This is a genomic window from Vibrio sp. 10N.247.311.47, assembly GCF_041467535.1.
GTDB classification, from domain to species: Bacteria; Pseudomonadota; Gammaproteobacteria; order Enterobacterales; family Vibrionaceae; genus Vibrio; species Vibrio crassostreae_C.
The window spans coordinates 130,658-155,962 of sequence record NZ_JBFSUR010000006.1 but is presented as its reverse complement, the minus strand read 5'-3'; the positions used below and the strand labels follow the sequence as shown (position 1 = coordinate 155,962).

General features: G+C 44.9%; 18 protein-coding genes and 2 pseudogenes. 9 read left to right on the top strand and 11 right to left on the bottom strand.

All coding sequences use genetic code 11. The annotated features are described in order from the left end of the window. Positions 1–138: 138 nt before the first annotated feature. Both AB6E51_RS06460 and AB6E51_RS06455 read right to left on the bottom strand, forming a co-directional pair. On the bottom strand, positions 139–339 hold the full coding sequence (locus AB6E51_RS06460; RefSeq protein WP_010431457.1) for a hypothetical protein: 201 nt from the start codon (positions 337–339) through the stop codon (positions 139–141). 208 nt (positions 340–547) lie between these two features. Continuing rightward, positions 548–2,464 (bottom strand): methyl-accepting chemotaxis protein, encoded by a 1,917-nt coding sequence (locus AB6E51_RS06455; protein WP_017060046.1) that lies wholly within the window; start codon positions 2,462–2,464, stop codon positions 548–550. Between the two features lie 456 nt (positions 2,465–2,920). Here AB6E51_RS06455 and AB6E51_RS06450 point away from each other — a divergent pair, with 456 nt between their 5' ends. From AB6E51_RS06450 to AB6E51_RS06425, 6 genes are read left to right on the top strand one after another with little or no spacing between them, the layout of a single operon-like run. Further along, positions 2,921–3,877: a MoxR family ATPase gene (locus tag AB6E51_RS06450; protein ID WP_017072421.1), complete on the top strand. Its 957-nt coding sequence runs from the start codon at positions 2,921–2,923 to the stop codon at positions 3,875–3,877. Between the two features lie 10 nt (positions 3,878–3,887). Beyond that, positions 3,888–4,814: a DUF58 domain-containing protein gene (locus tag AB6E51_RS06445; RefSeq protein WP_017060044.1), complete on the top strand. Its 927-nt coding sequence runs from the start codon at positions 3,888–3,890 to the stop codon at positions 4,812–4,814. Beyond that, entirely contained in the window at positions 4,811–5,296 is a 486-nt protein-coding gene (locus tag AB6E51_RS06440) for a DUF4381 domain-containing protein (protein ID WP_065583800.1), read from the top strand. Before AB6E51_RS06445 ends, AB6E51_RS06440 begins: the two co-directional genes overlap by 4 nt. Beyond that, the gene (locus tag AB6E51_RS06435) at positions 5,289–6,296 is read left to right on the top strand and encodes a VWA domain-containing protein (protein ID WP_017060042.1); all 1,008 of its coding nucleotides are present in this window, start codon (positions 5,289–5,291) and stop codon (positions 6,294–6,296) included. The genes AB6E51_RS06440 and AB6E51_RS06435 overlap by 8 nt, the downstream gene beginning before the upstream one ends. Next, complete coding sequence (locus tag AB6E51_RS06430; protein WP_372139843.1) at positions 6,289–8,196, top strand: VWA domain-containing protein; 1,908 nt, start codon at positions 6,289–6,291, stop codon at positions 8,194–8,196. Before AB6E51_RS06435 ends, AB6E51_RS06430 begins: the two co-directional genes overlap by 8 nt. Positions 8,197–8,198: 2 nt before the next feature. Continuing rightward, complete coding sequence (locus AB6E51_RS06425) at positions 8,199–9,878, top strand: BatD family protein (protein WP_372057811.1); 1,680 nt, start codon at positions 8,199–8,201, stop codon at positions 9,876–9,878. 69 nt (positions 9,879–9,947) lie between these two features. Here the strand turns inward: AB6E51_RS06425 and AB6E51_RS06420 are convergent, their stop codons facing one another. The 5 genes from AB6E51_RS06420 to AB6E51_RS06400 form a co-directional block, all read right to left on the bottom strand. After that, positions 9,948–12,092, bottom strand: a complete 2,145-nt coding sequence (locus AB6E51_RS06420; protein ID WP_017064257.1) for a GGDEF domain-containing protein — start codon at positions 12,090–12,092, stop codon at positions 9,948–9,950. A 336-nt stretch (positions 12,093–12,428) separates the two neighbouring features. Then, the gene (gene pstB / locus AB6E51_RS06415) at positions 12,429–13,178 is read right to left on the bottom strand and encodes a phosphate ABC transporter ATP-binding protein PstB (protein WP_004737715.1); all 750 of its coding nucleotides are present in this window, start codon (positions 13,176–13,178) and stop codon (positions 12,429–12,431) included. 90 nt (positions 13,179–13,268) lie between these two features. Beyond that, the gene (gene pstA / locus AB6E51_RS06410; RefSeq protein ID WP_017064256.1) at positions 13,269–14,132 is read right to left on the bottom strand and encodes a phosphate ABC transporter permease PstA; all 864 of its coding nucleotides are present in this window, start codon (positions 14,130–14,132) and stop codon (positions 13,269–13,271) included. A gap of 15 nt (positions 14,133–14,147) precedes the next feature. Next, positions 14,148–15,077 (bottom strand): phosphate ABC transporter permease subunit PstC, encoded by a 930-nt coding sequence (gene pstC / locus AB6E51_RS06405; protein ID WP_017064255.1) that lies wholly within the window; start codon positions 15,075–15,077, stop codon positions 14,148–14,150. Positions 15,078–15,188: 111 nt separating this feature from the next. After that, positions 15,189–16,010, bottom strand: coding sequence for a phosphate ABC transporter substrate-binding protein (locus tag AB6E51_RS06400; RefSeq protein ID WP_017064254.1), 822 nt, complete (start codon positions 16,008–16,010; stop codon positions 15,189–15,191). 480 nt (positions 16,011–16,490) lie between these two features. On the opposite strand from AB6E51_RS06400, the pseudogene AB6E51_RS06395 reads away from it, so the two are divergent. Beyond that, positions 16,491–18,096 (top strand): annotated as a pseudogene (locus tag AB6E51_RS06395) (methyl-accepting chemotaxis protein). Between the two features lie 107 nt (positions 18,097–18,203). Here the strand turns inward: AB6E51_RS06395 and AB6E51_RS06390 are convergent. Together AB6E51_RS06390 and AB6E51_RS06385 are read right to left on the bottom strand one after the other, a co-directional pair. Then, positions 18,204–19,091 carry a lipase secretion chaperone gene (locus AB6E51_RS06390; RefSeq protein WP_017060037.1) on the bottom strand — a complete coding sequence of 296 codons (888 nt, stop codon included), beginning with the start codon at positions 19,089–19,091 and terminating at the stop codon, positions 18,204–18,206. A gap of 38 nt (positions 19,092–19,129) precedes the next feature. Further along, positions 19,130–20,071 carry a triacylglycerol lipase gene (locus AB6E51_RS06385; protein WP_050547032.1) on the bottom strand — a complete coding sequence of 314 codons (942 nt, stop codon included), beginning with the start codon at positions 20,069–20,071 and terminating at the stop codon, positions 19,130–19,132. A gap of 527 nt (positions 20,072–20,598) precedes the next feature. Between AB6E51_RS06385 and AB6E51_RS06380 the strand changes: the two are divergent. Then, positions 20,599–21,845: pseudogene (locus tag AB6E51_RS06380) on the top strand (SGNH/GDSL hydrolase family protein). A gap of 115 nt (positions 21,846–21,960) precedes the next feature. On the opposite strand, the gene AB6E51_RS06375 reads toward AB6E51_RS06380, so the two are convergent. After that, positions 21,961–23,292 carry a DEAD/DEAH box helicase gene (locus AB6E51_RS06375; protein ID WP_017061883.1) on the bottom strand — a complete coding sequence of 444 codons (1,332 nt, stop codon included), beginning with the start codon at positions 23,290–23,292 and terminating at the stop codon, positions 21,961–21,963. Between the two features lie 361 nt (positions 23,293–23,653). On the opposite strand from AB6E51_RS06375, the gene AB6E51_RS06370 reads away from it, so the two are divergent. Further along, on the top strand, positions 23,654–23,920 hold the full coding sequence (locus AB6E51_RS06370; protein WP_017064250.1) for an Lpp/OprI family alanine-zipper lipoprotein: 267 nt from the start codon (positions 23,654–23,656) through the stop codon (positions 23,918–23,920). Positions 23,921–24,077: 157 nt separating this feature from the next. Here AB6E51_RS06370 and AB6E51_RS06365 read toward each other — a convergent pair whose 3' ends face one another. Beyond that, a complete protein-coding gene (locus tag AB6E51_RS06365) occupies positions 24,078–25,052 on the bottom strand; it encodes a L,D-transpeptidase family protein (protein ID WP_029235850.1) in 975 nt (324 codons plus the stop codon). Between the last annotated feature and the right edge of the window lie 253 nt (positions 25,053–25,305).

The window sequence follows — 25,305 nt, the reverse complement described above, 5'->3', positions numbered from 1 at the left end:
TTCATGAGTCAGCCACTCGGTCTTTCGCTAGCGGCAATAAAAAAGGTCTAGCAAGCGCTAGACCTTTATCTGTTAGTTAGGCTATGAACCCAACCGCTAATATCACTTCTTTCAGACATGAAACCTGTCTAAATCAACTTAGTGAATTGGCGTATCATTCTGTTTGTTGAACTGGCCAAAATGCTTCTCTAACACTTCAGGAGTCAGTTTGCCTTCCGCCTCTAGTCGCTTGAACTCAGCAACAATTGCTTTTTGCTCTTCAAGTGATGGCAGTTTCACCTCAGGCTCATCGCCCATCTCTTGAGTCATCTGCTCTAGTTCTTTTTCAAAATCGCTCATGATACTTACCTAAATATTAAACCTAACGAGATTTTACTCATTTACGCCCTATGATGCTAGGGCGATTGAGTGCAAAGCCCGAAACCAGATCAAGCGAACGTCAGTTAGAAGAAAACAAGCACGTAAATAAAAAGAGCTGAATTCACGATTAAATGAATCCAGCTCTTAGTTTATGTATCTTTGTAAGCCATGCTACAGCTTAAAGGGATTAAAGCTTAAATGAACCAACCATCTTATCTAGACGAGACGATAGATCACGAAGCTCTTGGCTCGCTTCAGCAAGTTGCTCAGCCGTGCCCGTTGTCACTTCGTTGATTGCGTTAATCTCTTCAATGTTCTGGTTGATGGTGTGAACTACGGTTGATTGCTCTTCCGTTGCCGTTGCCACTTGAGTGTTACGGTCTGTGATATCAACGATACGGTCTGAAATGCCACTCAGCACGTCTACCGCTTCATCCGAAGCCGATACACCTTCAAGGGTAATCACCTTACCCGCACTCATTGCCGTTACCGCATCTTTAGCATCGCTTTGCAGTTGGTTGATCATCTTTTGAATCTCTTCCGTTGAATCTGCGGTACGGCTTGCTAGGTTACGTACTTCATCCGCTACAACCGCAAAACCACGACCTTGCTCACCAGCACGGGCGGCTTCAATTGCAGCGTTTAATGCGAGTAAGTTAGTTTGCTCTGAAATATCACGAATAACACCCAGAATAGAACCGATGTCTTGAGTTGTAGAAGCCAGTTGCTCTACTACCTGACCCGTGCTTTCAATATCTTGCGCCAAACGACTGATCGCGTCTTTTGCTTTGTTCACCACAGAGCGGCCTACTTCCGTATTGCCTGAAGCTTGAGTTGCCGTTTCTGCTGCGGTTGCCGCGTTCGATGCAATCTCGCTGATGGTCATACCCATTTGGTTAATTGCAGCCACCACTTGAAGCGTTTGGTCGCGCTGTTCTTGGCTGTTGTCGTGGGTGATGTGGGCTTTGCTAGAAACACTCTCTGCCGCCACTTGAAGCGCTTGGCTTGTCGAACACACCTCTTTCATCGACTCGTGAATCTTTTCAATGAATCCGTTGAAGCCTTTTGAAAGCTGTGCAATTTCATCGTTGCCTTTCACTTCGATACGCTGTGCAAGGTCACCGTCGCCTTCACCTAAGTCGCCGAAACGCTTAGCCAAAAGCTTGATCGGTTGAGTAATGCTGTTCGCCAGAACTACGCCCATTAGGATAAAGACTAACGCCACAACCGCAGTCATGATCAGCATCTTCTGCGCAGTCGCATCAAGCTCAGCAAACACTTCACCGGTTGGTACCACACCAATAACGAACCAGTCCATTGAAGACACATACAAGCTCGCCACGAACAGCTCTTGGCCTTGGCTTTCTGTAGTAATCAGGTTGAAGCCCGACTTGTTCAGTAGTTGGCTTGCTTGAGGACCGTAAAGTTGTTGAAGTGAAGAGTCACTGCGAGAACGCTCGCGATGAATTTGAACATCACCTTGGCTATCGGTTAAGAAGACAAAACCGGTATTTTCAATCTTGAAACCGTTCAGCAGGTTAACCATGTCATCCATCGACTTTGATAGACCAGACATAGCCAAACCAGAAGGCTGTTGGTAGTTAGCAAACATCTTCACTTCGCCATTGGCTTCTTGGAACATGCTCACCATGGTCGGCTGTCCAGATTGCGTAAAGCCAAAGAACCAACCATCTTGCTGTTGGTTTAACTGACGTAGGAAGCCATTTTGGTTCCAGTAGTAAGCAGTTTGACGGTTCGCCACTGAGGCATCGTTCAACTGATACTGGTTACGAACATTGTTCAGCTGTTTCACCAGTTTATTTTCTAGTGCGGGATCGCGATCGGTCGATTCGATAGCATCAGAAATAAATTCATTTGAAGCAATTTGCTCCGCCGCTAGTAATAGCTGAGAGACTTCTCGGTCAATTTCACCATTGATTCGCTCTAGCATTCCTGGAAGTTCAATATCGATCAATCGATGACTTAATACATCTCTTGCTTGTTGTTGTGCCATTGCGCCGACAATCACTGTCGATGCAAGAACCGCAAAGGTAATTCCAAGTACAACTTTTTGCTTGATACTCAGAGAGTTAGTTTTAAACATATTTGGACCTTTAAAAAGAATCGCTCGTTATTGGTATACCCTGAACAGGACTTTTTTAGTGCACTCCAACAAGCAATGCACAATCTGAGTGATGTATCGGCCACAACCAATAAAACTAGAGACTTTCTTCTCAAAAAACTGCAAATATGATGTAACAATTAGAAATATTCACCTTGAGCATGAATTAACTAAGCAAATACCGCATTGTCGAGAGTCAATTTTAGTTCTCACCCCCTGAGACCCAACCGAACTCAAACCACTCCCCACCGCCGAGCTTTTGTATATAAAAACCAATTGATATAGTAATAATCACAACCTAACGATGTTTTTAGCTAACCACTTGTAAATATTTCCAATTTTGAAAAAATAAATTACGCAAATGTACTGGAACTTTTTCCTCGAAATCAGTGACCAATACTCAAAATAAAAATCAAATGGATACCCAGAGAGTCCAAAATGCACAAAACAAATTTCGAAGTCCTTCAAAACTATCTAGAGTCTCAAATCATTGGTCAAAAAGAGCTCGTTAAGCAACTGATGATCGCCCTTTTAGCAGATGGTCATATCCTCGTTGAAGGACCTCCCGGCTTAGCAAAAACTCGCGCAGTAAAATCATTGGCTGACTGTGTTGAGGGTGACTTCCACCGTATTCAATTCACTCCCGATCTGTTGCCAGCTGATTTGACGGGTACCGACATTTTTCGCCCTGAGACTGGGGAGTTCACCTTCCAATCAGGCCCGATTTTCAACTCACTGATTCTAGCGGATGAGATCAACCGAGCTCCGGCGAAAGTTCAAGCGGCAATGCTGGAAGCGATGGCAGAAAAACAAGTAACTGCCGGTCGAAAAACCTATGCGCTGCCTGAGCTATTTTTGGTAATGGCAACACAGAACCCAATTGAACAAGAAGGGACTTACCCGCTACCGGAAGCTCAGTTAGACCGATTCTTGCTTCACCTAGAGGTTGAATACCCAGATATGGAAAGCGAGCTTGAGATCTTACGACTCAACCGTGGTGAGGCTCAAGGTAACGAATCAGCTCAGCCACAACAGATATCTCAGCAAACGATCTTTGAAGCGCGCCAAGAAGTGCTCAACATTCACATGGCAGACACCATTGAGCAGTACATCATCAGACTGGTTATGGCGACTCGCCAACCTAAGCAATACAGTGACCAACTTGATCAATGGTTAGACATGGGTGTCAGCCCGCGTGCAACCATTGCGTTAGACCGTTGTGCCCGCGCTCACGCTTGGCTTGCAGGACGAGATTACGTCACGCCACAAGACGTTCAAGCGATGGCATTCCCTGTGTTACGCCACCGTCTACTGCGCAGCTACCACGCACAAGCTGAAGGTGTCACCGCAAACCAAGTGATCGCACACCTTATTTCATTGGTTGGCAGCGCATAGGGATACGCGCATGAATAATCAACTACCCAACCATAGTGACGGCGTCACGTTAAATCTGGATGAGCTGCTGCAATACAAAGCGCAGTCTGTTCGCTGGTTGCCTCCCGCCAAGAGCCTTTGGTCACAGCTTAACGGCCAACACGAGAGCAACCGTAAAGGTCGCGGGATGAATTTCTCTGAAGTTCGTCAATATCAAGCGGGAGATGACATTCGCAGCATTGATTGGCGTGTAACAGCCAGAACGGGCAAAGCGCATACCAAACTTTTCTCTGAAGAACGAGAACAGCCTGTCATTTTATTCTTGGATCTATCAAGCAGTATGATTTTCGGCTCAACCTTGTTGCTGAAATCGGTTCAACTTGCACACTTTGCTAGCCAACTGTGCTGGCTTACTGTGGCTCAAAAAGATCGAATTGGCGCGGTGATCGATACTGGCAAAGAGGTCATTGAGATTAAGCCAAGTGCAAGCAACCATGCTCCACTGCGTATTTTGCAAAAAGTCATAGAAATCAATAATACGGCACTGACTAATCACGACAATCATAATGACACGACCTTAGAGCATGGACTGAAATCTCTGCACCAGCTTTGCCCTAAAGGAAGCGATATTATTATGCTCAGTGACTTTGTGCGTTACCAAGAAAGTGACTACTCACTTATCAGTCAAATTCGCCGACACAACAGAGTACGTCTTGTGCATTTCTACGACCCGCTAGAGCAAGGTGAAACCACCTATAAAGGCTCTAAACAGGTCACCGATGGCAGCAAAACTCAATGGTTTAATTTCTCTTCTAATAAAGAAAAGCAAAAGCTTAACCATGCTTTTTCGCTTAAGAAACAGCAGCTGCAACAGATGGGGTTATCTCTCGCGATACCTTATAGCTCGCTGTCGAGTGCGCAGTCACTCATGAGCCAGATATCAGGAGCTCAGTCATGAAACAGCCCTTAGATTTAAGTCCGGTGATTGCGCCAGACGCCCCGACTTGGTGGCCTTTGGCGTGGGGTTGGTGGGCAGTCATTATCACAGCCATTTTCCTGATTGCCTTGGTGTTTTTCATTCTAAAACGTAGAAAAAACAATCAACAGGCGAAACAAGAAGCGCTGTCTTACTTTAGTAATAGTCAGTCCCAAGATGGCTTGTCTCCGAGCAAAGCTCAAGACATCGTTCGTCAAGCAGCACTGAGCTATTTCCCTCGTGAAAAAATTGCAGGTTTGTCTGGTGATGATTGGTTGAAGTTCTTAGATGCGCAATTGGCGAAGCCGTTATTTGTAGCAAAACAATCCCAGTGGCAACAAGCGCTCTATCAAGATGTAGCCCTTATGAACGACGAACAGAAAAAGGCTCAACAACAATTAGTTAATGATTGCGAAACTTGGCTTCGTAAAGCCCTTCCTCCTAAGCGAGGTCTTTATGAGTGATTTTCTAAGCCCTATGTTTCTAAGCGGGGACTTGCTAAACATCGAGTTCGTTTGGTGGTGGATGTTCTTCATCGCGCCACTGCCGTTGCTCGTTTACTTGTTCTCACCAAAGTCAGAATCAAGCCATGTCCTAAGACTTCCATTTCTGCCAGAAGACAGTAATACCAAAACACCGAGCAGTCGCTTACCAAAGGCGTTGTCCGTGATTATCTGGCTTCTGCTGGTTACGGCGAGCGCGCGCCCTGTATGGTATGGCGAACCGGTAGAGTTTCAACCGAAACATCGTGATTTGATGTTGGTTGTCGACCTCTCCTACTCGATGAGCCAAGAAGACATGCAGTTCAATGGCGAATACATCGACCGCTTGTCGGCGGTGAAACGCGTATTGAGTGACTTTATTGAGCGACGAAAAGGCGACCGAGTTGGACTGGTGTTATTTGCTGATCACGCCTACTTGCAGACCCCGCTTACGCTAGATAGAGATACGCTTTCACAACAGCTCAATCAAGCGGTGTTAAAGCTGATTGGTACTCAAACAGCGATTGGTGATGGTATTGGTCTTGCCACCAAAACCTTTGTCGATAGCGATGCGCCCCAACGTGTAATGATTCTACTCAGCGACGGCAGTAATACCGCCGGGGTATTAGACCCATTAGAAGCGGCGGATATTGCAAAGAAATACGACGCAACGATTTACACCGTGGGCGTCGGTGCAGGCGAGATGATGGTCAAAGAGTTCTTCATGACGCGCAAAGTCAATACTGCTCAAGACTTGGATGAACGTACACTAATAGAAATTGCCAAACGCACCGGCGGTCAGTACTTCCGAGCGCGTGACAGCAAAGAGTTAGCGACGATTTACGACACCATTAACCAGTTAGAGCCCGTGACGAACGCCACTAAGATCTGGCGACCGCAACAAGAGTGGTTTGTATGGCCACTGTCGGCGGCAATGTTCTTCGCATTTATGCTGTTAGCCATTAGGAGAAACAATGTCTAACTTTACTTTTATCTACCCATATTGGTTCTTGGCGCTTGCCGTGCTGCCCGCTATTTGGTGGCTGAGCAAGACACAGTCCAAACAAGGATTACTCGCGTCACACATCGCCCGTTACTTGGCGCCAGAATCAAGCAAGCCATCGAAAAATCGCAGTACTTACTTCGGTATTTGGTGGCTGGTCGGCGTTATTGCGTTAGCTGGGCCAAGCTTCGAGAAAAACGAACAACCAAGCTTTGAAAAAACGCAGGCACGAGTTGTGATCATGGACATGTCGATGTCAATGTATGCCACAGATATTAAGCCGAATCGCTTAACTCAAGCGCGATACAAGGCTCTTGATCTGCTTTCATTATGGAAGGAAGGGCTAACAGGCATGGTGGCGTATGCTGGGGATGCTTACACCATTAGCCCGCTAACGTCAGACATCAACACCATCAAAAACCTAGTGCCTAACCTATCGCCAGATATCATGCCTTATCAAGGTGGTGATGCCGCATCAGCCGTTAAGCTTGCGATTGATATGATGACTCGCGCGAATATCTACCAAGGTGATTTGGTATTGATTGCTGATGACATCGATGACCAAGAGAAGAAGCAGATCGACTCCCTACTCTATGGCAACGATTGGACATTGTCGATTCTAGCTGTAGGGAGTGAAAACGGTGCGCCAATCTCGTTACCTACGGGGTCGATGCTGCAAAGCGACTCAGGACAAACCGTGGTGGCAAGAACCAACTTGAAGAACATGCGCGAGCTTACACGCAGCTATGGTGGCACGTTCACTGAAGTTCAATTTGATAACTCAGATGTTGAACACATCGCGAGCTACCTCGACCGCGTTGCAACAACATTGGAAGTAACCAAGACCAAGAACTCACTCAACACCAGAGTAAACAACGGTTTCTGGTTACTGCCTTTGCTATTACTTCCGGCACTTGGATTATTCAGGAAAGGGGTTATTTGGTGTGCCTTAGCTGGAGTTATCTCTTTTAGCCAACCAAATACTGCGTTTGCGAACCCGTGGAAAACCGATGATCAAGTAGGCTATCAGCTGTATCAGGACGAGGACTTCCAACAAGCTGCTGAACAGTTCACCCAACAAGAGTGGAAAGGCATTGCTCAATACAAAGCCGGTGATTTCGAAGCCGCAGAGCAGACGCTGCAAGACCTTTCTGGTGAAGATGCTCGCTACAACCTTGCTAACGCCCAAGCCCAACAAGGTAAGTACGATCAAGCAATAGAAGAGTATCAACGTATTCTCGAAATCAACCCTGAGCATGCTTATGCGAAGAAGAACTTAGAGGTCGTCGAACAAGCCCAGAAGCAACAGCAACAGCAACAGCAACAGCAACAGCAACAGCAAGGCGATTCTGACTCCAAAGACCAGAATGACCAAAATCAGCAAGGTCAGCAAGGTCAGCAAGGTCAGCAAGGTCAGCAAGGTCAGCAAGGTCAGCAAGGTCAGCAAAATGATTCTTCGCAAGGCTCACAGGATCAACAACAAAACTCTGCAGACGCTGAAAATTCGCAGAGCAAAGCTGATAGCCAATCTCAAAACACAAACCAAGATCAAGCCGAAGACCAATCGAGTGCAAACGCAGGCGAACAAGAGGGCGAGCAATCTAAGCAGCCAAGTACAGCAAACCAGTCTGAGGAAAAAGAACAGGATAAGTCGCAGCCTCAAAGTGCAAGTGCACAGCAAGCTTCAAACGAGAAAGGTGCTAAAGATGCTCAACAAGCTGTAGCACAAGCCTCAGAGAAGCCGCTATCAAATGACCCGGATATGCGAAAGCTTGAGCAGGTAGAGAGTGCGCGTGACCCAAGCCAACTGCTTAAAGCGCAAATGATTTTACAAGCACAACAAAAAAGTGCTCCTAACAACCAGAACAAAAAGTGGTAACCATGCGATTTTTAAACAAGCCATTTTTATCCGTACTCCTAACATTGTTGTTGGGAGCTTTCTCGTCCTTCTCAGTATTGGCTGCAAACGCCGTGGCGAGCGTTTCACATAACAGTGTCACCAAAGATGAAGTGTTCCTTCTTAGAGTTGCAACCGATGAAAAGGTCTCCTCTGATGCTCTAGATCTAACAGCGCTCCAGCAGGACTTCTATGTCGGTACACCAAGCTTTGGCTCGTCGATGCGAATCGTCAATGGCAGCCGTTCGGTGTCAAGCGAGTGGAACATCACCCTTGCTCCACTGCGCTTAGGCCGGATACAGATCCCTAGCTTTGACATTGAAGGGGCTAAAACCAAGCCTATCACCATCAATGTCGCCGTTAATAAAGCGGCGCCAACTCAACATGACATGGCTGAGTTTCAACTTAATCTCAGCAAGAACTCACTATACCCACAAGAGACCGCAGAGCTTGATGTAAAGCTGATCATTAAAGCGGATCCAAGAAGGCTTCAAGATCCGAAAATCGCGCCACCGAGCTCTTCAGGCTTAGATGTGGAACCTATTGGGGAATCGAAGCAATTTCAAGACGTTCTCAATGGAAAGGAGGTGACGGTAGTTCAACAGTCATTCCGTATCTCGTCACAAAAAGCAGGTCAATTTAAGCTGAACGGGCCGAAGCTAACAGGAGCTGTTGTCTACTCAACCAATAACTCTAGTACAACACGTTTGTTCCAACTCGACACACCCGTTGAAACCTTAGATGTCACCGTAAAGGATGTGCCAAAAGGCTACAAGGGTGAGTGGTTACCAACATCAAACTTCAAATTGATACAGCAATGGTCGGATAGCCAAGGTAACGAATTAACCAGTACCAATGGATTAGAAGGCGACAAGCAAGCCATCGAAATAGAAGCGGGGGATTCTTTAACTCGTACTATTACCATGACGGCGAGTAACTTAACGCAGCACCAACTGCCGAAGCTGAATATCACCTACCCTAAATCGGTTCGTGTTTATGAAGAAAAGCCGCAATTTGGTACCACACAGTCCGGCGATGCGGTGGTGGTGTATAAACAGGTTCTAATCCCAAAAGAGGCAGGAAACATCTCACTTCCGGATGTTTCCCAAGCTTGGTTCAATACTGATGCCCAATCAGAACAAACCAGTAAAGCTCAGGGCCTAGAGCTAACAGTAACAGCAAGTGATCGTGTTGTATCAAGCGCACCTCCTGTTGCTAGCGTGCCGCTCCAACAAACAGCGCCAACGGTGATTAACGTCGATAACCCAGGGTTCTGGCCTTATCTCACCGCCCTATTTGCAGCTTTGTGGCTAATCAGCTCAGCATTGGCATTCTACTTCTGGTCACGCCGCGGTGTAACGACAAAACCAACACACACTGTTGAACGTCAATCAGATACCGCAGAAGCGCTTATTGAAGCTCTAAGAACGAAAGATGGCGTGATGACCAGAACCTTATTTGAGCAATGGAAATATGAAAATACAGATCTAAGTGATGAGACGTTACAAACCGTTGAAGCCGAACTCACCAAGCTAAACCAAAGCCTTTATGGTGAAGCCGGTTCACCAGCCCAAACATGGAGCCCTGAGCTGGCAATCAAAACTGTGAAGAAGCCCAAGAGAGTTGCGAGTAAAAAGCATAATAGTTCGCTAGAAAATCTTTAGTCGACGCTGTTCATCAAGAACAGTAAAACACAAAGGCCGTTGATCATCTTGAGATCAACGGCCTTTATTTTAAGAAAGAGAGGCTGTGACTTTTTTACGTTTTAAGGCAGAAACAATTCGATTTCGCCCCGAGTCTTTGGCTTGATACAAGGCTTTATCTGCCTTGCCATACAACAAATCAAAATCGAACTGATGCTGGTCAGACGTTATCGAGGCATAGCCAACGGATGCCGTTAAATATGGGCTGGTACTACTTTCACAATGCAGGATTTTTGCCTCTTCAATGCATTTTCTAATCGACTCTGCACGTTGCTTTGTCTCTGAGTGATTCGTGCCAATCATCAACAACATAAACTCCTCTCCGCCAATCCGGCAGAAGGTTTCTTTATCATTGTGAACATGGGCATTCAGTATCTCACCTACCGTCCTCAGAGCCGCATCCCCTTCAGTATGACCATAGACACTGTTGTACAAACCAAAGTGGTCGAGGTCGACAAGAATCAAGCCAAATGTAATTTCGTTCTGTAAGGCAAAGGCACCTTGATCGTCACCGTTCAAGTCTTCTAGAACCTGCGACAACATACGGCGGTTTCCAAGGCGCGTCAGTGGGTCTAATTTAGAAATGATATCCAATTGCTCATTCGCCAACTCTAGCTCTTGGGTACGCTTACTGACTTCTTGCTCCAATGTTTCATTGAGCTTTTTCAGTTCCTCTTGCGCCATGGTTCTTTGCAACACCTCTGCGAGGCTAGAGGCAAAGATACGAATTACTTCGCGAAGCTGGGAAGTTAAAGGGCTGCGTGTTAACAAGTTATCAGCAGCGATAAACGCAATCGGCTCACCCGTATTGGTGGTGAGCATGGTCATTGCCGTCCAACCGACTCCCACAATATTGAAATCGTGATAGATAGGAACTGATTCTTCAAAGGCAACTTGATTAGGGCAAGCACGAGCTGCGGCTACAATGTCACGTTCCACCAGCTCAGAGCGATAATAGGACTCATCGACAATATCGCCTTTGATGTCAGTGCCCCAAGTACCTTGCATGTAACTGCACTTTTTGTCTGTTAGGAAAACAGCCAGTCGATCGATACCTAGATGTTGAATCGCAAAACTAACCGCGGACTTACAGACTTCACTGACGCTATCGCATCGAGACAGCTCAACCATGCTCGAGTGCAACATACGTATGTTCTGCTCTTGGCGCTTGCGAATATAGATTTGAGAAAGCAAAGAGCCAAAAGACTCAAGCATCTGCTTTTGATAGTTAGTAATCGGTGAGCGATGAATGTAGTTATCCATGGCGATCCAGCCGACAGGTTTGTCGCCTTCACGCAAGATAAGCATGCCATTCCACCCCTGCCCGACCACCTTACCTTCTGTATACAGGGGCGCATTATCGATGATGACTAGATTAGTATGGTTATCAGACAGCGCTTCAATGTATTCCGCTTCAAGTTGGTGCAAATCGTATTGAGTGTGGTGTTCACTGTTGGTTTTACCCGCTTCGTCAGTGCCATAAGTGCCGCTGAAACAACGCTTTTTCATATCAAGCAACATGAAGATCGCACGATCAAACCCTAACCTGTCTCGCACAGCCTCAACCGATGCTTTATACAAAGCATCGAGTGACTCAGGGTTAGAAAGCTCAAGCGCGACCTGATGAACCAGCTTCATGTTCTCTACAAACAGCTCACGTAACTTTATCTCATCTAAGTATTGAGCTTCACGTGTGTCTCTGTGTTTGATTTCTAGCGCCGCGTTCTTTTCGGCACGAATACATTGCCAACGGGCAGCCGCGAGCTGTAACACATCAAGATCTTGGTCAAAGGTTTGATTAACCTTCTCAGCATTGCAATTTTGAACAATTAAATAAGTTCTGGAGGCAGGTGCGTTGTCGAGCATCATGATAAACGACTCCCCACCAAGCACTTTCATGTGTTCCCACTTGCAGGTGTTGATAGCCATTGGCAAAACCCCGTCTGCGGTATCAAACTGTGAGACCCACGGCCAAAATGTAGAGGGGTAGCTCGCCAATGAGGTTAGGTCGCCATAAGAAAAAAGCGGTAATGCGTCGCTCTCCGGCGTCGGTTCAGCAAATATTCCTATCCCTTTTGGAGTAAGTACCTTAACCAGATAGTCAAAAAGAGACTCAGCCAACAGACGATGGTCGCGTGTCGCAGATATTTGTTTTGCAAAGGCTTTAACAGGCACAGCTTCCTTCCATTGGCGATTAAGAATAAAGCAAAAATACAGAAGGCTTGATATGCAATCAATGTAAGTAAAAATGAGATGTTAAGCGGGTCGCAGTTTCACCTTTAACATTATCACAAGCATGAGAAGGACGACAAAAATGGGATTCTCTGCCCAAAATCACATCGACATTGGGGATTTTTTAGACACATAAAAAAGCCCCACCTATAGTGGGGCAAAACTTCCATCGCTTATAGTTATAGTGATAATTCTGTTGTTCTATTCGATTATCTAACCTGCGTTTCAGTTAGTGTGCACAGGTATCTAATCGCTTAAACACCGCACGTAAATAATCGATTAACCGAAGTCACCGTTTACGTAACCTTTAGTACGATCATCTTTTGGTTCACTGAAGATAACGCTGGTTTCGTTATGCTCTACAAGCTCTCCCATTAGGAAGAAAGCAGTACGGTCTGAGATACGACGCGCTTGCTGCATTGAGTGCGTTACGATAACGATAGTGAAGTCTTTCTTCAGATCTTCCATCAATTCTTCAATCTTGTGTGTCGCGATTGGATCTAGAGCCGATGTTGGTTCATCCATCAGGATTACATCTGGTTCCATTGCAATGGTACGTGCGATACATAGACGCTGTTGTTGACCACCAGACAGACCAAATGCATGCGCTTTAAGACGGTCTTTTACTTCATCCCACAGTGCAGCACTGCGTAGCGAGCGCTCAACCACTTCATCGATGTGTTTTTTGTCTTTGATACCTTGAGCACGTAGGCCGTATGCCACGTTCTCGTAGATGCTCATTGGGAACGGGTTTGGCTTTTGGAATACCATGCCTACGCGGATACGTAGGTCAGCGACATCGATATTACCGTAGATGTCAGTGCCATCCATATCCAGCTTACCCTTAATCGTAACGCCTTCAATTAGGTCATTCATGCGGTTCAAACAACGCAATAGTGTTGATTTACCACAGCCAGACGGGCCAATCAGAGCAGTAACCTGGCGAGTTGGAATTGGCAGGTTGATAGATTTAAGCGCTTGGTTGTCGCCGTAAAACAGATCTAGGTTCTCAATATCAAATTTATTCATGTTCGTAATCTCTAAATTCTTAAATTCGTGTCTAACTTGATGCTTTCTTTATCACGGGGGCTCGCTTTATTTATGAGCCAGCTAATGAGCTTAGTAAGTTGCCGTGTTGAAGCGTCTCGCAATCAGTTTTGTAACCATGTTGATCAAGAGAACCAGTACGATTAGGACTGTCGCCGTGCCGTAGGCTTGGTTCCACTCATCGATAGTAAATAGCTCTGTTGTCAGCTTATATAGGTGAACCGTTAGTGTACGGCCAGAATCGAATACCGACTCAGGAACACGTGCCACCATACCTGCTGTTAAAAATACAGGTGCTGATTCGCCAATTACACGACCAATACTAAGAATGACCGAAGTTAAGATACCTGGCATTGCGCTTGGTAAGATCAAACGCCAAATAGTGTAGATTTTTGAAGCGCCAAGGCCGTATGAGCCTTCGCGGTAAGTTTGTGGCACTGCCATCAATGCTTCTTCTGTAGTACGAATGATTACAGGAAGAATCAGGATACTTAGCGTTAGTGCACCCGACAGAATCGAGAAGCCAAGACCAAGAATCGAAACAAAGAAGGTCATACCGAACAGACCAAAGATGATCGATGGGATACCAGCTAACGACTCAGTACAGAATCGAATCACTTTCACCAATCGGCTACCTACTTTCGCATATTCAGTTAAGTATATCGCCGTCATGATGCCCAGTGGCGCGGCTACCGCAATCGATGCGATTACCATGTAGATCGTGGCAATGATCATTGGGAAAATACCACGTTCTTCACCAGTACGAGTGTAATCGTCAGTGATGAAGTTCCAATCTACGTATTGCAGACCGTTCGATAGGATGTACCAAATAATCCAGAATAAGAAACCAACGGTTACAGCTGCAGCTGCCCAGATAAAACCTTTTAGGATGTTATCTTTGGTTTGACGTGCTTGTTTTAGTTTTACGCGATCCATATTACTTATCCTCGCCTACTTCGCTTTTTCACGGTTAAGATAAAGTAGAGCACCATTTAACATCATGATGAACACTAGAAGTACAACACCTGTTGCGTACAGTGCGTTAGCGTGAACGCCACTTGCGTAAGACATTTCAATTGCAATGTTTGCTGTTAGCGTACGAGCAGAGTCCAAAATGCCTTCTGGCATTGCTGGCGCGTTACCCATAACCATGATGATTGCCATCGTTTCGCCAAGTGCGCGGCCGATACCCAAAATCACACCAGTCATAATGCCTGAACGTGCAGCAGGAACGAGTAGCTTAAAAATCGTGTAGATTTTCGAAGCACCCAGTGCAAGTGAACCTTCTTTGTATGTACGAGGTACCGCACGAATCGAAGTTTCAGAAACCGTGATAACGGTAGGAAGAATCATGATACCCAGAACAATGATACCCGCCAGGATAGTGTTACCCGCTGGTACTTGGAAAACGTTTTGAATCATTGGAACGATAATTACTAGACCGAAGAAGCCGTAAACTACCGACGGGATACCCGCTAGAAGCTCAACTGCTGGTCGAATAATATCTGCAAGACGCTTTGGAGCAATCTCAGCAATAAAAATAGCGGTTAATACACCAACTGGCACACCAACAACTACAGCTCCAAGTGTCGAAACAATCGATGCAACAATCATGGTTGCAACACCGAATAGAGCTGGAGGTAACCAGTCAACACCCAGAACGATGCCAGAAACACCGGCCTCTTGGAATGCAGGGATACTCTCTGCAACGATAAAGTAAGCGATAACGGCTAGTGATACGATGCCGATTACAGCACTCGATAAGAACAAGCCGTGGAAGATTCTTTCTCTCCAGTCGATGCGCTTCTTAGCACGTAGACTTGGCTTGTTGATTTGAGTCGCTTCAGTATTCATAAGCTTTTCACTATTTGCGATGGTCATATATAAAATCTCAAACTTTGTGGCTCAATAAGAGCTCGAAATAAACAAAGTTGAAAGAAAAGGCTCAGCCTAAAGCAGGCTGAGCAATAATTAAGATTGAGTCAGTTAAGATTAGTTAACTGTGATGTAGCCTTTCTTACCAGCGATAGCTTGAGCTTCATCTGCAACCATCCAATCTAGGAATTGTTGAGTTTCAGCTGTTGGAGCGCCTGCTTTGTAAAGAACTAGGAATGGACGAGCAACTTTGTAAGAACCGTTCTTAACGTTGTCTACAGTCGCAGCAGCGCCGTCGATAGTTAGAGCTTGAACAGATTCGTCAACTGTACCTAGAGAGATAAAGCCGATAGCGTATGGGTTGCTTGCTACAGAAACTTTAAGTGCGCCGTTACCGTTTGCAACTTGTGCACGTTGAGAGATAGCCGATACTTTCTTATCGCCAATCTTCTTCTTAAGCTTCATGATGTCTTCGAATGCACCACGTGTACCTGATGCAGTATCACGAGTGATTGCTACGATTGGCTTGTCAGCACCGCCAACATCTTTCCAGTTAGTGATGTCGCCTTTGTAGATTGAAGTGATTTGCTCAGCAGTAAGAGCAGATACTTCGTTGTTCGGGTTAACAACAACTGCGATACCGTCACGAGCGATAACTAGCTCTTTCAGGTCAGCTGTTTTCTCTTCTTCTTTTAGGTCACGAGAAGAGATACCAAGGTCAGCACTTCCATTTTTTGCTGCTTTGATGCCTGCAGAAGAACCTGGTGCTTGAATTTCGATGAACACTGGTTCGCCTTTATTCATGTAGGTTTCTGCAAAAACTTCAACCAGTGGAGAAGCACTGTTAGAGCCAACTACAGAGATAGTTTCTTTAGCTGAAGCTGTATTCACTGTTAGAGCGCCTAGTAGTGCGATTGCACCGATAACTGTCTTTTTCATCACAAATTTCCTTTAGTGGCGTTATTGCCGTAATGTTTTGCTTGAACGAGGCCTACTTTAGAATCCGAATGTGACAGTTGTGTTTCACTTAATTGAAGCCTATATGACAACTACAAATTAATGGCTAATTTCTCTCCTACTCGATGAATTGATAGTCGCGCCCCCATCAGATGCAGTTAGTGAATGCAGGTCTCACCATCGTTTGAGCACCAAAAAGCTAGATTTCCTTCCCTATTTATATCGAATACTAACCAATATATTTCTCTATTTATCAATCAATTAGCCCTAACACGATGGATAAATAGATCCACCTTTATCGCCATTTAGAACAATAAACAACCATCTATATCAAATACCTATCGCATATAACGAAATCAAAGCCTTTACTGATTGAATTGTCAGTCTCATTAGTTAGAATCGCCAACTAATTCTAATAATAATAATTCTCATCTTTTTATTTTATTCAAAGAAGGACATTACATGCGCCAACTTCTCAGTGGCTTATCAATCAAAATACAAATTCTTATACCCGTACTATTTTCCGTTGTCTTACTTTTAGCCGGTGTCATTATCGGTGGTGAAAAACTAGAAAGTGCATTCAAAGATGTGTCAGTAGCAACCGACCAGTTAATCTTACATAAAGAAGAACTTAGCGAAATCGTCGACAACAGCTATGGCATGCGCATCAAAGCGATTTACAGTCTATTCAATGCTGATGACGTAAAAACATTGGTTGAAACACTAAACCAAAAACGCGATCAGAATACTCGCCTACTGAATTCATTAGACACAGTGCCAGGCATGCAAGATGAAGTGGCCGCGATGAACAAAGCGATGAATCACTATGTCGATTTTTCTCGTACCACCATGCTTCCGCTATTAAGAGCGAAACACGGCGATGCATCACTATCTTCAGATTTTGAAAACCGCTACCAGATCGCAAGCGATCAATACTCTGTCTAAAAAGCTGAACTTGCTTGCCACTCAAGAGGTCGACATCAACGGCCAGCAACACGCTAGCACGCTGACTACTGCGACCATTGCACTGTTGGTGATCCTGTCTGTAGCTCTAATTATCAGTTGGACGCTGGCTGGTATCATTGTTAAGCCGATCAGCAACATTCAAGAAACGATGCGGGAAGTAGCAAAAGGTAACTTGTTAGTTAAAGCAGAAGAGTATGGCGACAACGAAATCTCACGCCTAGCGCAAGACGTAAACCAGTCTGTTGAACAGCTGCGTGACACGGTAAGCTCGCTGTCTCGAATCAGTATCGAAGTGGCTTCTGCGTCGACAGAGCTAGCGGCTGTAATGACACAGTCCAGCGTTAACTCAGACCAAGAGAAGCAAGAGGTGGAGCAAGTTGCTTCTGCTGTGAACCAATTGGAAAGCACAGCAGCACACGTTAATGAGAACGCAGTACAAGCCGACTCAGCGTCTAAGCAAGCTGACGAAATGGCGACACACAGCATGAGCTTGTTTAATGAAAGCAACAAAGCTAACGAACAGATGGCGATTCAGCTAAGCGAAGCCGCAAATGTTGTGGGCACGCTAAAAGAGCACTCTGAACAGATTGGTAAAGTGATTGAGGTAATTCAAAGTATCTCTGAACAAACTAACCTGCTGGCGCTTAACGCAGCAATCGAAGCCGCTCGTGCAGGTGAAAGCGGTCGTGGTTTCGCAGTGGTTGCTGATGAAGTTCGAATGCTAGCGGCACGTACACAAGATTCAACCAAAGAGATCCAAACCATCATAGAAGGTTTGCAGGTTCAATCCGGTAACGCGAATGAAAGCATGAGCAGCTCATTATCTATGCTGGAACACAACCAAACTCTTGCAGGTGAAGTAAGCGCGGCGCTTTCAGGCATTGCTAACTCGGTAACGGACATGACTGAGATTAACACTCAGGTTGCCTCTGCCGCCGAAGAGCAAAGCCAAGTAACCTCAGACATCAACCGTAACATCTCAAACATCTACAGCCTAGTAAGCCAAAACGTTACCGGCATTACTCAAGCCGCTGCAGCAAGCCACGAGCTTTCTAACCTAGCAGAACAACAGAAGCAGCAGTTGGATTACTTTAAGGTATAGGCTTCAAGGTACGAAGTTCAAGGCAAACAGATTCAGGCTGTATGCTCTTTAGAACTCGCCGATAAACAAAAAGCCAGCCATCATGGCTGGTTTTTCGCTTTTAGACACTACTGGCGAGATTCAGCCGCTCGAATTCTTTCAATCGCTTCTACCCTTCTAAGCTGTTCTGGTAGGAAATGTTCAGTCCTAAGTTGCGCAATCTTCTCTTGTTGTTCGGTTTTTGATAGGAATGAATCTTTCAAGACATCATTTCGTTCTGCGAAGTAGACCTCTAACGAGTCTTCAAAGGCCGCTCTTTGTTTATCAAGTGCTTCAAGTCTCTGGGTTGCTTCTTCACCGACAAGTTCGCTTCTCTTTAAGTATTTACCCTGTTCATCGAGACCTTCAGAGCTAGAGAGCTGTTGGAGTAACACCTGATTCTGGTGACTCGACTGAACATAATCAGGTTGCTCAGATAGATAGGATTCGAGTCTTTGTTGGTATTCTTCATCCTCTAATCCCTCCTGTTTCAGAAGTAACTTTTCTAAGGCGATTTCTCTCATTCTGTTGTCGTGCGTAAACAGAATACTTATCTCGCTCTCACTGAAAAACTGAGCTTGGAGGTCAAGGAGCGCTTGATTGAGTGCACGTAGATCATCAGCGGAAATGGATGTGGTACCGAACTGCACGTCCAACGATGTCAGTGCCGACTTATACTCAAGATATTTGGCAAACAGTGCTTCATCAACCACGGTTGTTGATGCTTGTTCGTGGTGTTTCGCCACGTTGTCTCGAATATCTTCAAGGGTTAATTCTGCATTACCTGACACGAAATATTCCATCATGTCTTTTGCTGATGCGTTATCGATGTCGGTATCTTGCTGAGAGGTGACTTTCAATGAGGAGACGCGTTGTTCGTCGTCAGTATGTGTATCTTGATTATTTAGATATAAAAAGACCGCCGCTGTGCTCATCAGGGCTATCGTGGTTATCGACAAAATGGCGGTCTTTTTCATCATACTTCCCTTGTTTTCTTATTAAACGGCTTTGCAGACTACAAGCCAGCCAACTTCAATCGATTGGCATGCTGACGATATAGTGTTACAGGATCTGTCTCAAACAAGTGGTGAATTCCCAATAACCCATTAATCTCATCTAGGTGGTTCATTTTGTAATCATCACCAATCACTTTGCCCAAATGCGCGCTGCATGCTCCTACTAAGCCATCATTAGGTTCGTTGAAGGCTAAGCCTAGGATTGTCATCGCTCCGTCGGTAGGATCAAGAAGGTTGGTAAAAGTGGAAGACCCTGTCCATGAATAGTAATAAACGCCGTTACTTGCTTGCCACTCACCATCGCCACACTCAGACGTCGGAACGCCCTCAGGGTAAAACTGGTTGAAGGCTAGCGAGCCTTCTGTGGTCAATGCTTCAAGAGAAGCGAGGCCGTCTTGGTCGAGATCCGTTCCACCAGATAAAAGGTTAATCAGTGTCGTTAATCCACCTGCTAATTTAACCGCGATACCTTCTGTGACAGAGCCTTCAGATACGTTCCCTCGAACGAGATCAGCGACCTTAGAACCTTTATGCACACCGCCAATACTGGTCACTGAAGCAACAAGATCAGGTCGAACTGACGCAACATAACGAGCCGTAGGCCCACCGTGGCTATGACCAACCAGATTCACCTTACTTGCTCCTGTTGCAGCTAACAGCGTTTCAACTTGGCTGAGTAACTGTTCACCACGTACCTCTGAACTGTTGGTTGCAGAGACCTGAGCGACATATACGTTCGCGCCATCTTTGGTTAGGGATTCAGGTACGCCATAGAAATAGTCAACGCCCGCTAATGTATCGAAACCAAACAGACCATGTACCAACATAATGGGGTATTTCGTTTCAGTGTATCCGCTGGCTTCTAATGCTGATGCGCTCGTTCCGGCATATACGCCAAAACTGGATAGGCAGGCTATCGTCCAAATTAATATCTTTTTCAATGCTCTTTCCTTAAACAGATTAGACCTCTGATGAGTAAAAGAACCGTAGATGATGATTTTATAAAACAGAAAGTAACGACTTCATATTTGTGATGGCGAACTTGAATTAAACAGGTGCGATGAACATCAGGCAAACAGAATCAGGAGAACAAAACATAAGCAATTGATTAAATTAACATTTAACTAAGGTTGATGAGATTGTTCTTTCAATATCCCGACTCAAATATCAATTCAACATTCTCAATAAACCAAAATTATTCGACAAATAACCGTTTGGAAACAGGTATTTTTCAACCAAAAACTCGTTGATAACTTGAGGCTTATTCCATTAACGACACACCATAACCCTGAATATATTGACGCTAATTATTGATTTTAGATATAGGTCGTACCAGTTATTTACTTATCCACTTATCCACTTATCCACTTATCCACTTATCCACTTATCAAGAAACAAGCAACAAGCAACAAGCAACAAGCAACAGCGTTTCTGTTTGGCTCATCTAAATATAAAAGAGAATACAGTGATGAAAAATACGGCTCTAATACTCACGTTAGCCCTGCCTTTTGCCGCTTATGCCGCTGAAGACTCAATACCAACACCTGAATCGATTACATCTGCACAAGTACTCAGTGCACAAGGCTCAGAGACCTATTCATATGTTAGATGTTGGTATCGAACCGATACCTCTCATGATTCCCCAGCCACCGACTGGAAGTGGGCAAAGAAAGAGAGTGGTGATTACTACACGATCAACGGATATTGGTGGTCTTCTGTTTCTTTCAAAAACATGTTCTACAGTGATGCGCCTCAATCTGAAATCAAACAGCGTTGCGAACAGACGCTCGACATCCAACATGACGCCGCTGACATCACCTACTTTGCCGCAGATAATCGCTTCTCTTACAACCACTCCATCTGGACCAACGATAACGCGTTCCAGGCCAATAGCATCAATCGTATTGTCATCTTTGGTGATAGCCTGTCCGACACTGGTAATATATTTAATGGCTCACAATGGTTTTTTCCGAACGCAGATTCGTGGTTTTTAGGGCACTTTCGAATGGTTTAGTCTGGACGGAGTATTTAGCAAAAGCGAAAGATGTCCCTCTGTATAACTGGGCTGTGGGTGGCGCCGCAGGTACCAACCAATACGTGGCATTGACTGGTGTTTATGATCAAGTCACCTCTTATCTGACCTACATGAAAGTCGCCAAAAACTATCGTCCGGAAAACTCACTGTTTACTTTAGAGTTTGGCCTCAATGACTTCATGAATTACAACCGAGAAGTCGCCGATGTAAAGGCTGACTTTAGCAGCGCGCTGATCCGCTTAACAGAATCTGGTGCGAACAATATCCTGCTGTTCACCTTACCCGATGCAACCAAAGCCCCTCAATTCAAATACTCTACCGAACAAGAGATAATAAAAGTTCGTGGCAAGATCTTAGAATTCAACCAGTTCATCAAAGCTCAAGCCGAGTATTACCAAGGTATAGGGAAAAACGTGGTGTTGTTCGATGCAAGTGCGTTGTTCGCCAGCATTACCGATAACCCAGAACAACATGGCTTTCGAAACGCGAGCGATGCTTGTCTTAATATCAATCGAAGCTCAGCCGCGGACTACTTGCGAAGCCACAGCTTAACCAATGACTGTGCCACCTATGGTTCAGACAGTTATGTATTTTGGGGCGTGACACACCCAACTACAGCTACTCATAAATACATTGCCGACCACATCTTGGCGTATTCGTTCTCGACGTTCAATTTCTAACTAAATATCGAAAAGTAATGGCTGAGCCAAGGTCGAGATACAAAAAAACCGCCTAATATTGGCGGTTTTTATTTATGTCAGTTTTACTAGCAAACGCTTTAAAACTGGCTGGTGATTACTCGTCGTCCACTTTTGGTGCGACTTTCTTCTTAGGGATAAACACGGTATCACCCACGGCCACATTCTGGTGGAAGCTCTTATCGCGCTTAACTGGTTTCTTCGGCGTTTTCTTCGCTTGAGTGTTGGTCTTCTTCTTAGCAGGACCGCCTTTAGCAAACGCAGGTTTACGAGGTTTAATACCTTTGAACTTACCTTTTAGGCCTTCAAGCACAGAGAAAGTAAGATCTTGTTGAAGGTAAAGCTCAACACGCTTGAAGCTGTCCCAGTCTTTTGGACCAACCAAAGAAATCGCATCGCCTTTGTTACCCGCACGGCCAGTACGACCTACACGGTGCACGTACTCTTCCGTATGCTTAGGCATATCAAAGTTGATAACGTGGCTCACGTTTGGAATATCAATACCACGTGAAGCAACATCGGTAGTTACCAAGATCTTGTAAACCGCACGCTCGAACTGGCTCATAATAGCATTACGTTGCGTTTGGTTTAGGTTACCACTCAGTGCTACCGCTTTAAGCTTCTTCTCGTTCAACTTATCTGTTAAACGGTCAGTATCAGCGCGTGTTGCTGTGAAGATCATTACCTGACGGTATTCAGCTTCTTCCAGTACACGGTCTAAAATCGCTTCTTTGTGATCTAGGTGATCACATAAGTAGAATTTCTGTGTGATATCTAAGTGTTGCTCGTTAGAAACACCAACAGAGATACGCTTAGGTGCGTCTAGCATTTCATTTGCAATGCCATTTACTTCAGCGTGATCTAACGTTGCAGAGAACATCAACGTTTGACGACGACGGTGTTTAGCTGCATTGGCAATGCGACGAAGTTCTGGAGCGAAACCCAGATCAAGCATACGGTCCGCTTCATCAAGGATTAGCGTTTCAACACCATCTAGGAACAATGAACGATGTTCTAGGTGGTCAGCAAGACGGCCTGGAGTCGCAACGATAAAACGAGGGTACTTACGCAGTGCTTTAACTTGGTCGTTAAAGTTCTCACCACCTAAGATAAGCGCCGCTTCATAAGACAGACCACCAAGCATGCTACGCAGTTCGCCGTAAACTTGCTTCGCTAGCTCACGAGTAGGAGCCAAAATTACACCACGAGGATCTTTAGCAGAAAACGCTTTTGTTTTTAATGCTTTATGTATCATTGGCAACACAAACGCCAATGTTTTTCCTGATCCCGTTTTTGATGAAGCCAATAGATCCTTACCAGCAATAGCAACAGGGATCGCTTTTGATTGGATCTCTGTCGCCTTCTTGAAGTCGTAATGTTTTAAGTTCTTCAGTAAGCGGTTATCTAAGCCTAAATCTTTAAAGTGCAAAGGACTCTCCAGTCATGATGGTATTGAATAAAATTAATTTAACGTGACATGATACCGCGAAAGTACTTTATAAGGATAGAGATCACAGTAAATTTATCCCTTTATCTATCTTTAGCTAGAACAACGTATGCATTGCTAGCAAAGGGATAGCTCTCCAAAAACACCTTCAAGTCGTCTCTAAATCCTTCATCTCATAAATGAGACACAACGTGATACTTAGCTAATTAACTCAAAAATTTAGCAATTTCTTTAGTTATTGTTTTTGCAGTTAAAAAATTAGTCGCTACAATCATTAATGAAGCGACTATATGATAAAGAATGTATAGCGCATCTTTTGATGATAAATAAGCAAGGAGTTCTTATGAATAAGACGTTAATCGCAGCTGCAGCATCAGTTTTCATTTTAGCCGGTTGTTCTTCAGAGCCAGAAGAAGCTGCAGTGTCAGAAATGGATCAACTAACTAACCAAGTCGCTCAACTAACAAGCGAAGTTGAAGCACTTAAGAGTGACAAAGCAGCCGCAGAAATGAAGGCTCAAGAAGCAGAAGCAGCCGCAATGGCAGCGAAAGAAGAAGCGGACCGTGCTAACGACCGTATCGACAACATCGCTGAGTCTTACACTAAGTAGTTTGAGATCTAATCGCGATTAAGCTGTAGATTAAATAAGTCGCAAAAAGCAGTATATAGACAGCACCACTTCTTATCGGATGTGGTGCTTTTTTTGGGTGACACTAATGCGAGTAAACAAGATAAAACCGCCCCTTGTTGCAGAAGAGGCAATCGAATTAAAACTCAATCACAGGTGGTGCTATCTCTACAGGTACGCCGTTTTGAGCAAAGATAACCGCTTTCGCCTTTGAATTTGGCAGTTCTGCGTCTTCAAGCCACCATTTTAGTTCCACAGGGATCTGTAATGATTTCTTTGAACCATCACTTCGAGTTAATGGCTCGTGCGCTTCTACAAACACACTTCTATCAGGCTCTAATGACACCTTAATCGGCTCATTGATAATGGTGACCTGTTCACCACGGTTCACTTGCTCAAACAGCCACTCAATGTCTTTAGGTTCCATTCGGATACAACCAGAGCTAACTCGTAAACCTATCCCGAAATCTTTGTTTGTACCATGGATCAAATAGTCGCCAGCGCCATAAGCAAGCCTCAAAGCGTACTCTCCCAATGGATTTTCCGGCCCGGCAGGAACCACTCTCGGTAATTCAATGCCCTTTTCAAGATACTCGTTGCGGATTGAATTTGGTGGCGTCCATGTTGGATTCGGTCTTTTTTGGCTTATCTTGGTGATCATCTCGGGAGTATCACGCCCCACTCGACCGATGCCGACAGGGAAAACATGCACCTGATTTTTCTCAGGCTCAAAGTAATACAACCTTAACTCAGCAAGATTGATGACAATCCCCTTTCTTGGGGTGTCAGGCAAAATCAAGCGGCTTGGAATGCTTAACACATAGCCTTCCGCGGGAAGAAAAGGATCCACCCCTTTGTTGGCTGCCATTAAAGAGAGAAAACCAATATCGTATTGCTTGGCAATGATGGCCAAGGTTTCGCCCGCCGCCACTTCATGCTGCTGGATTCTGCCCACAATGCGGCTTTCCGTTGGTGGCAATTCAAAGGTTGCAGCAGACACCCACGATGAAGCTATCCCGCTGGCAAGCAAAGTAGTTCTTACAACAAGCGACACCGCCCTGTGAAGTCGTGTTTTCATTGACGGCAAAGGCGTCGAGTTAGCGCAATGCGACATACAAATCCTTGGTTTGTCTTTTATCAAAGTTTAGATTATCTCTGATCAAACGTCTCTACAACGTATTGTTGTCTCGAAACTGATAGACAACAAGTTTATGTGTGGGCCTTTTCCTCTCATTCGCTTGCAATTAACCCATACAAAATCGATTGCCTTTACGCTTTCAACAGATTTAGTTATCAATATTAATAAAACTATAATGGCAGACCTGTTTTGTGACTAAAGTCTCATGGATCCACGTTCTAACTCGCTA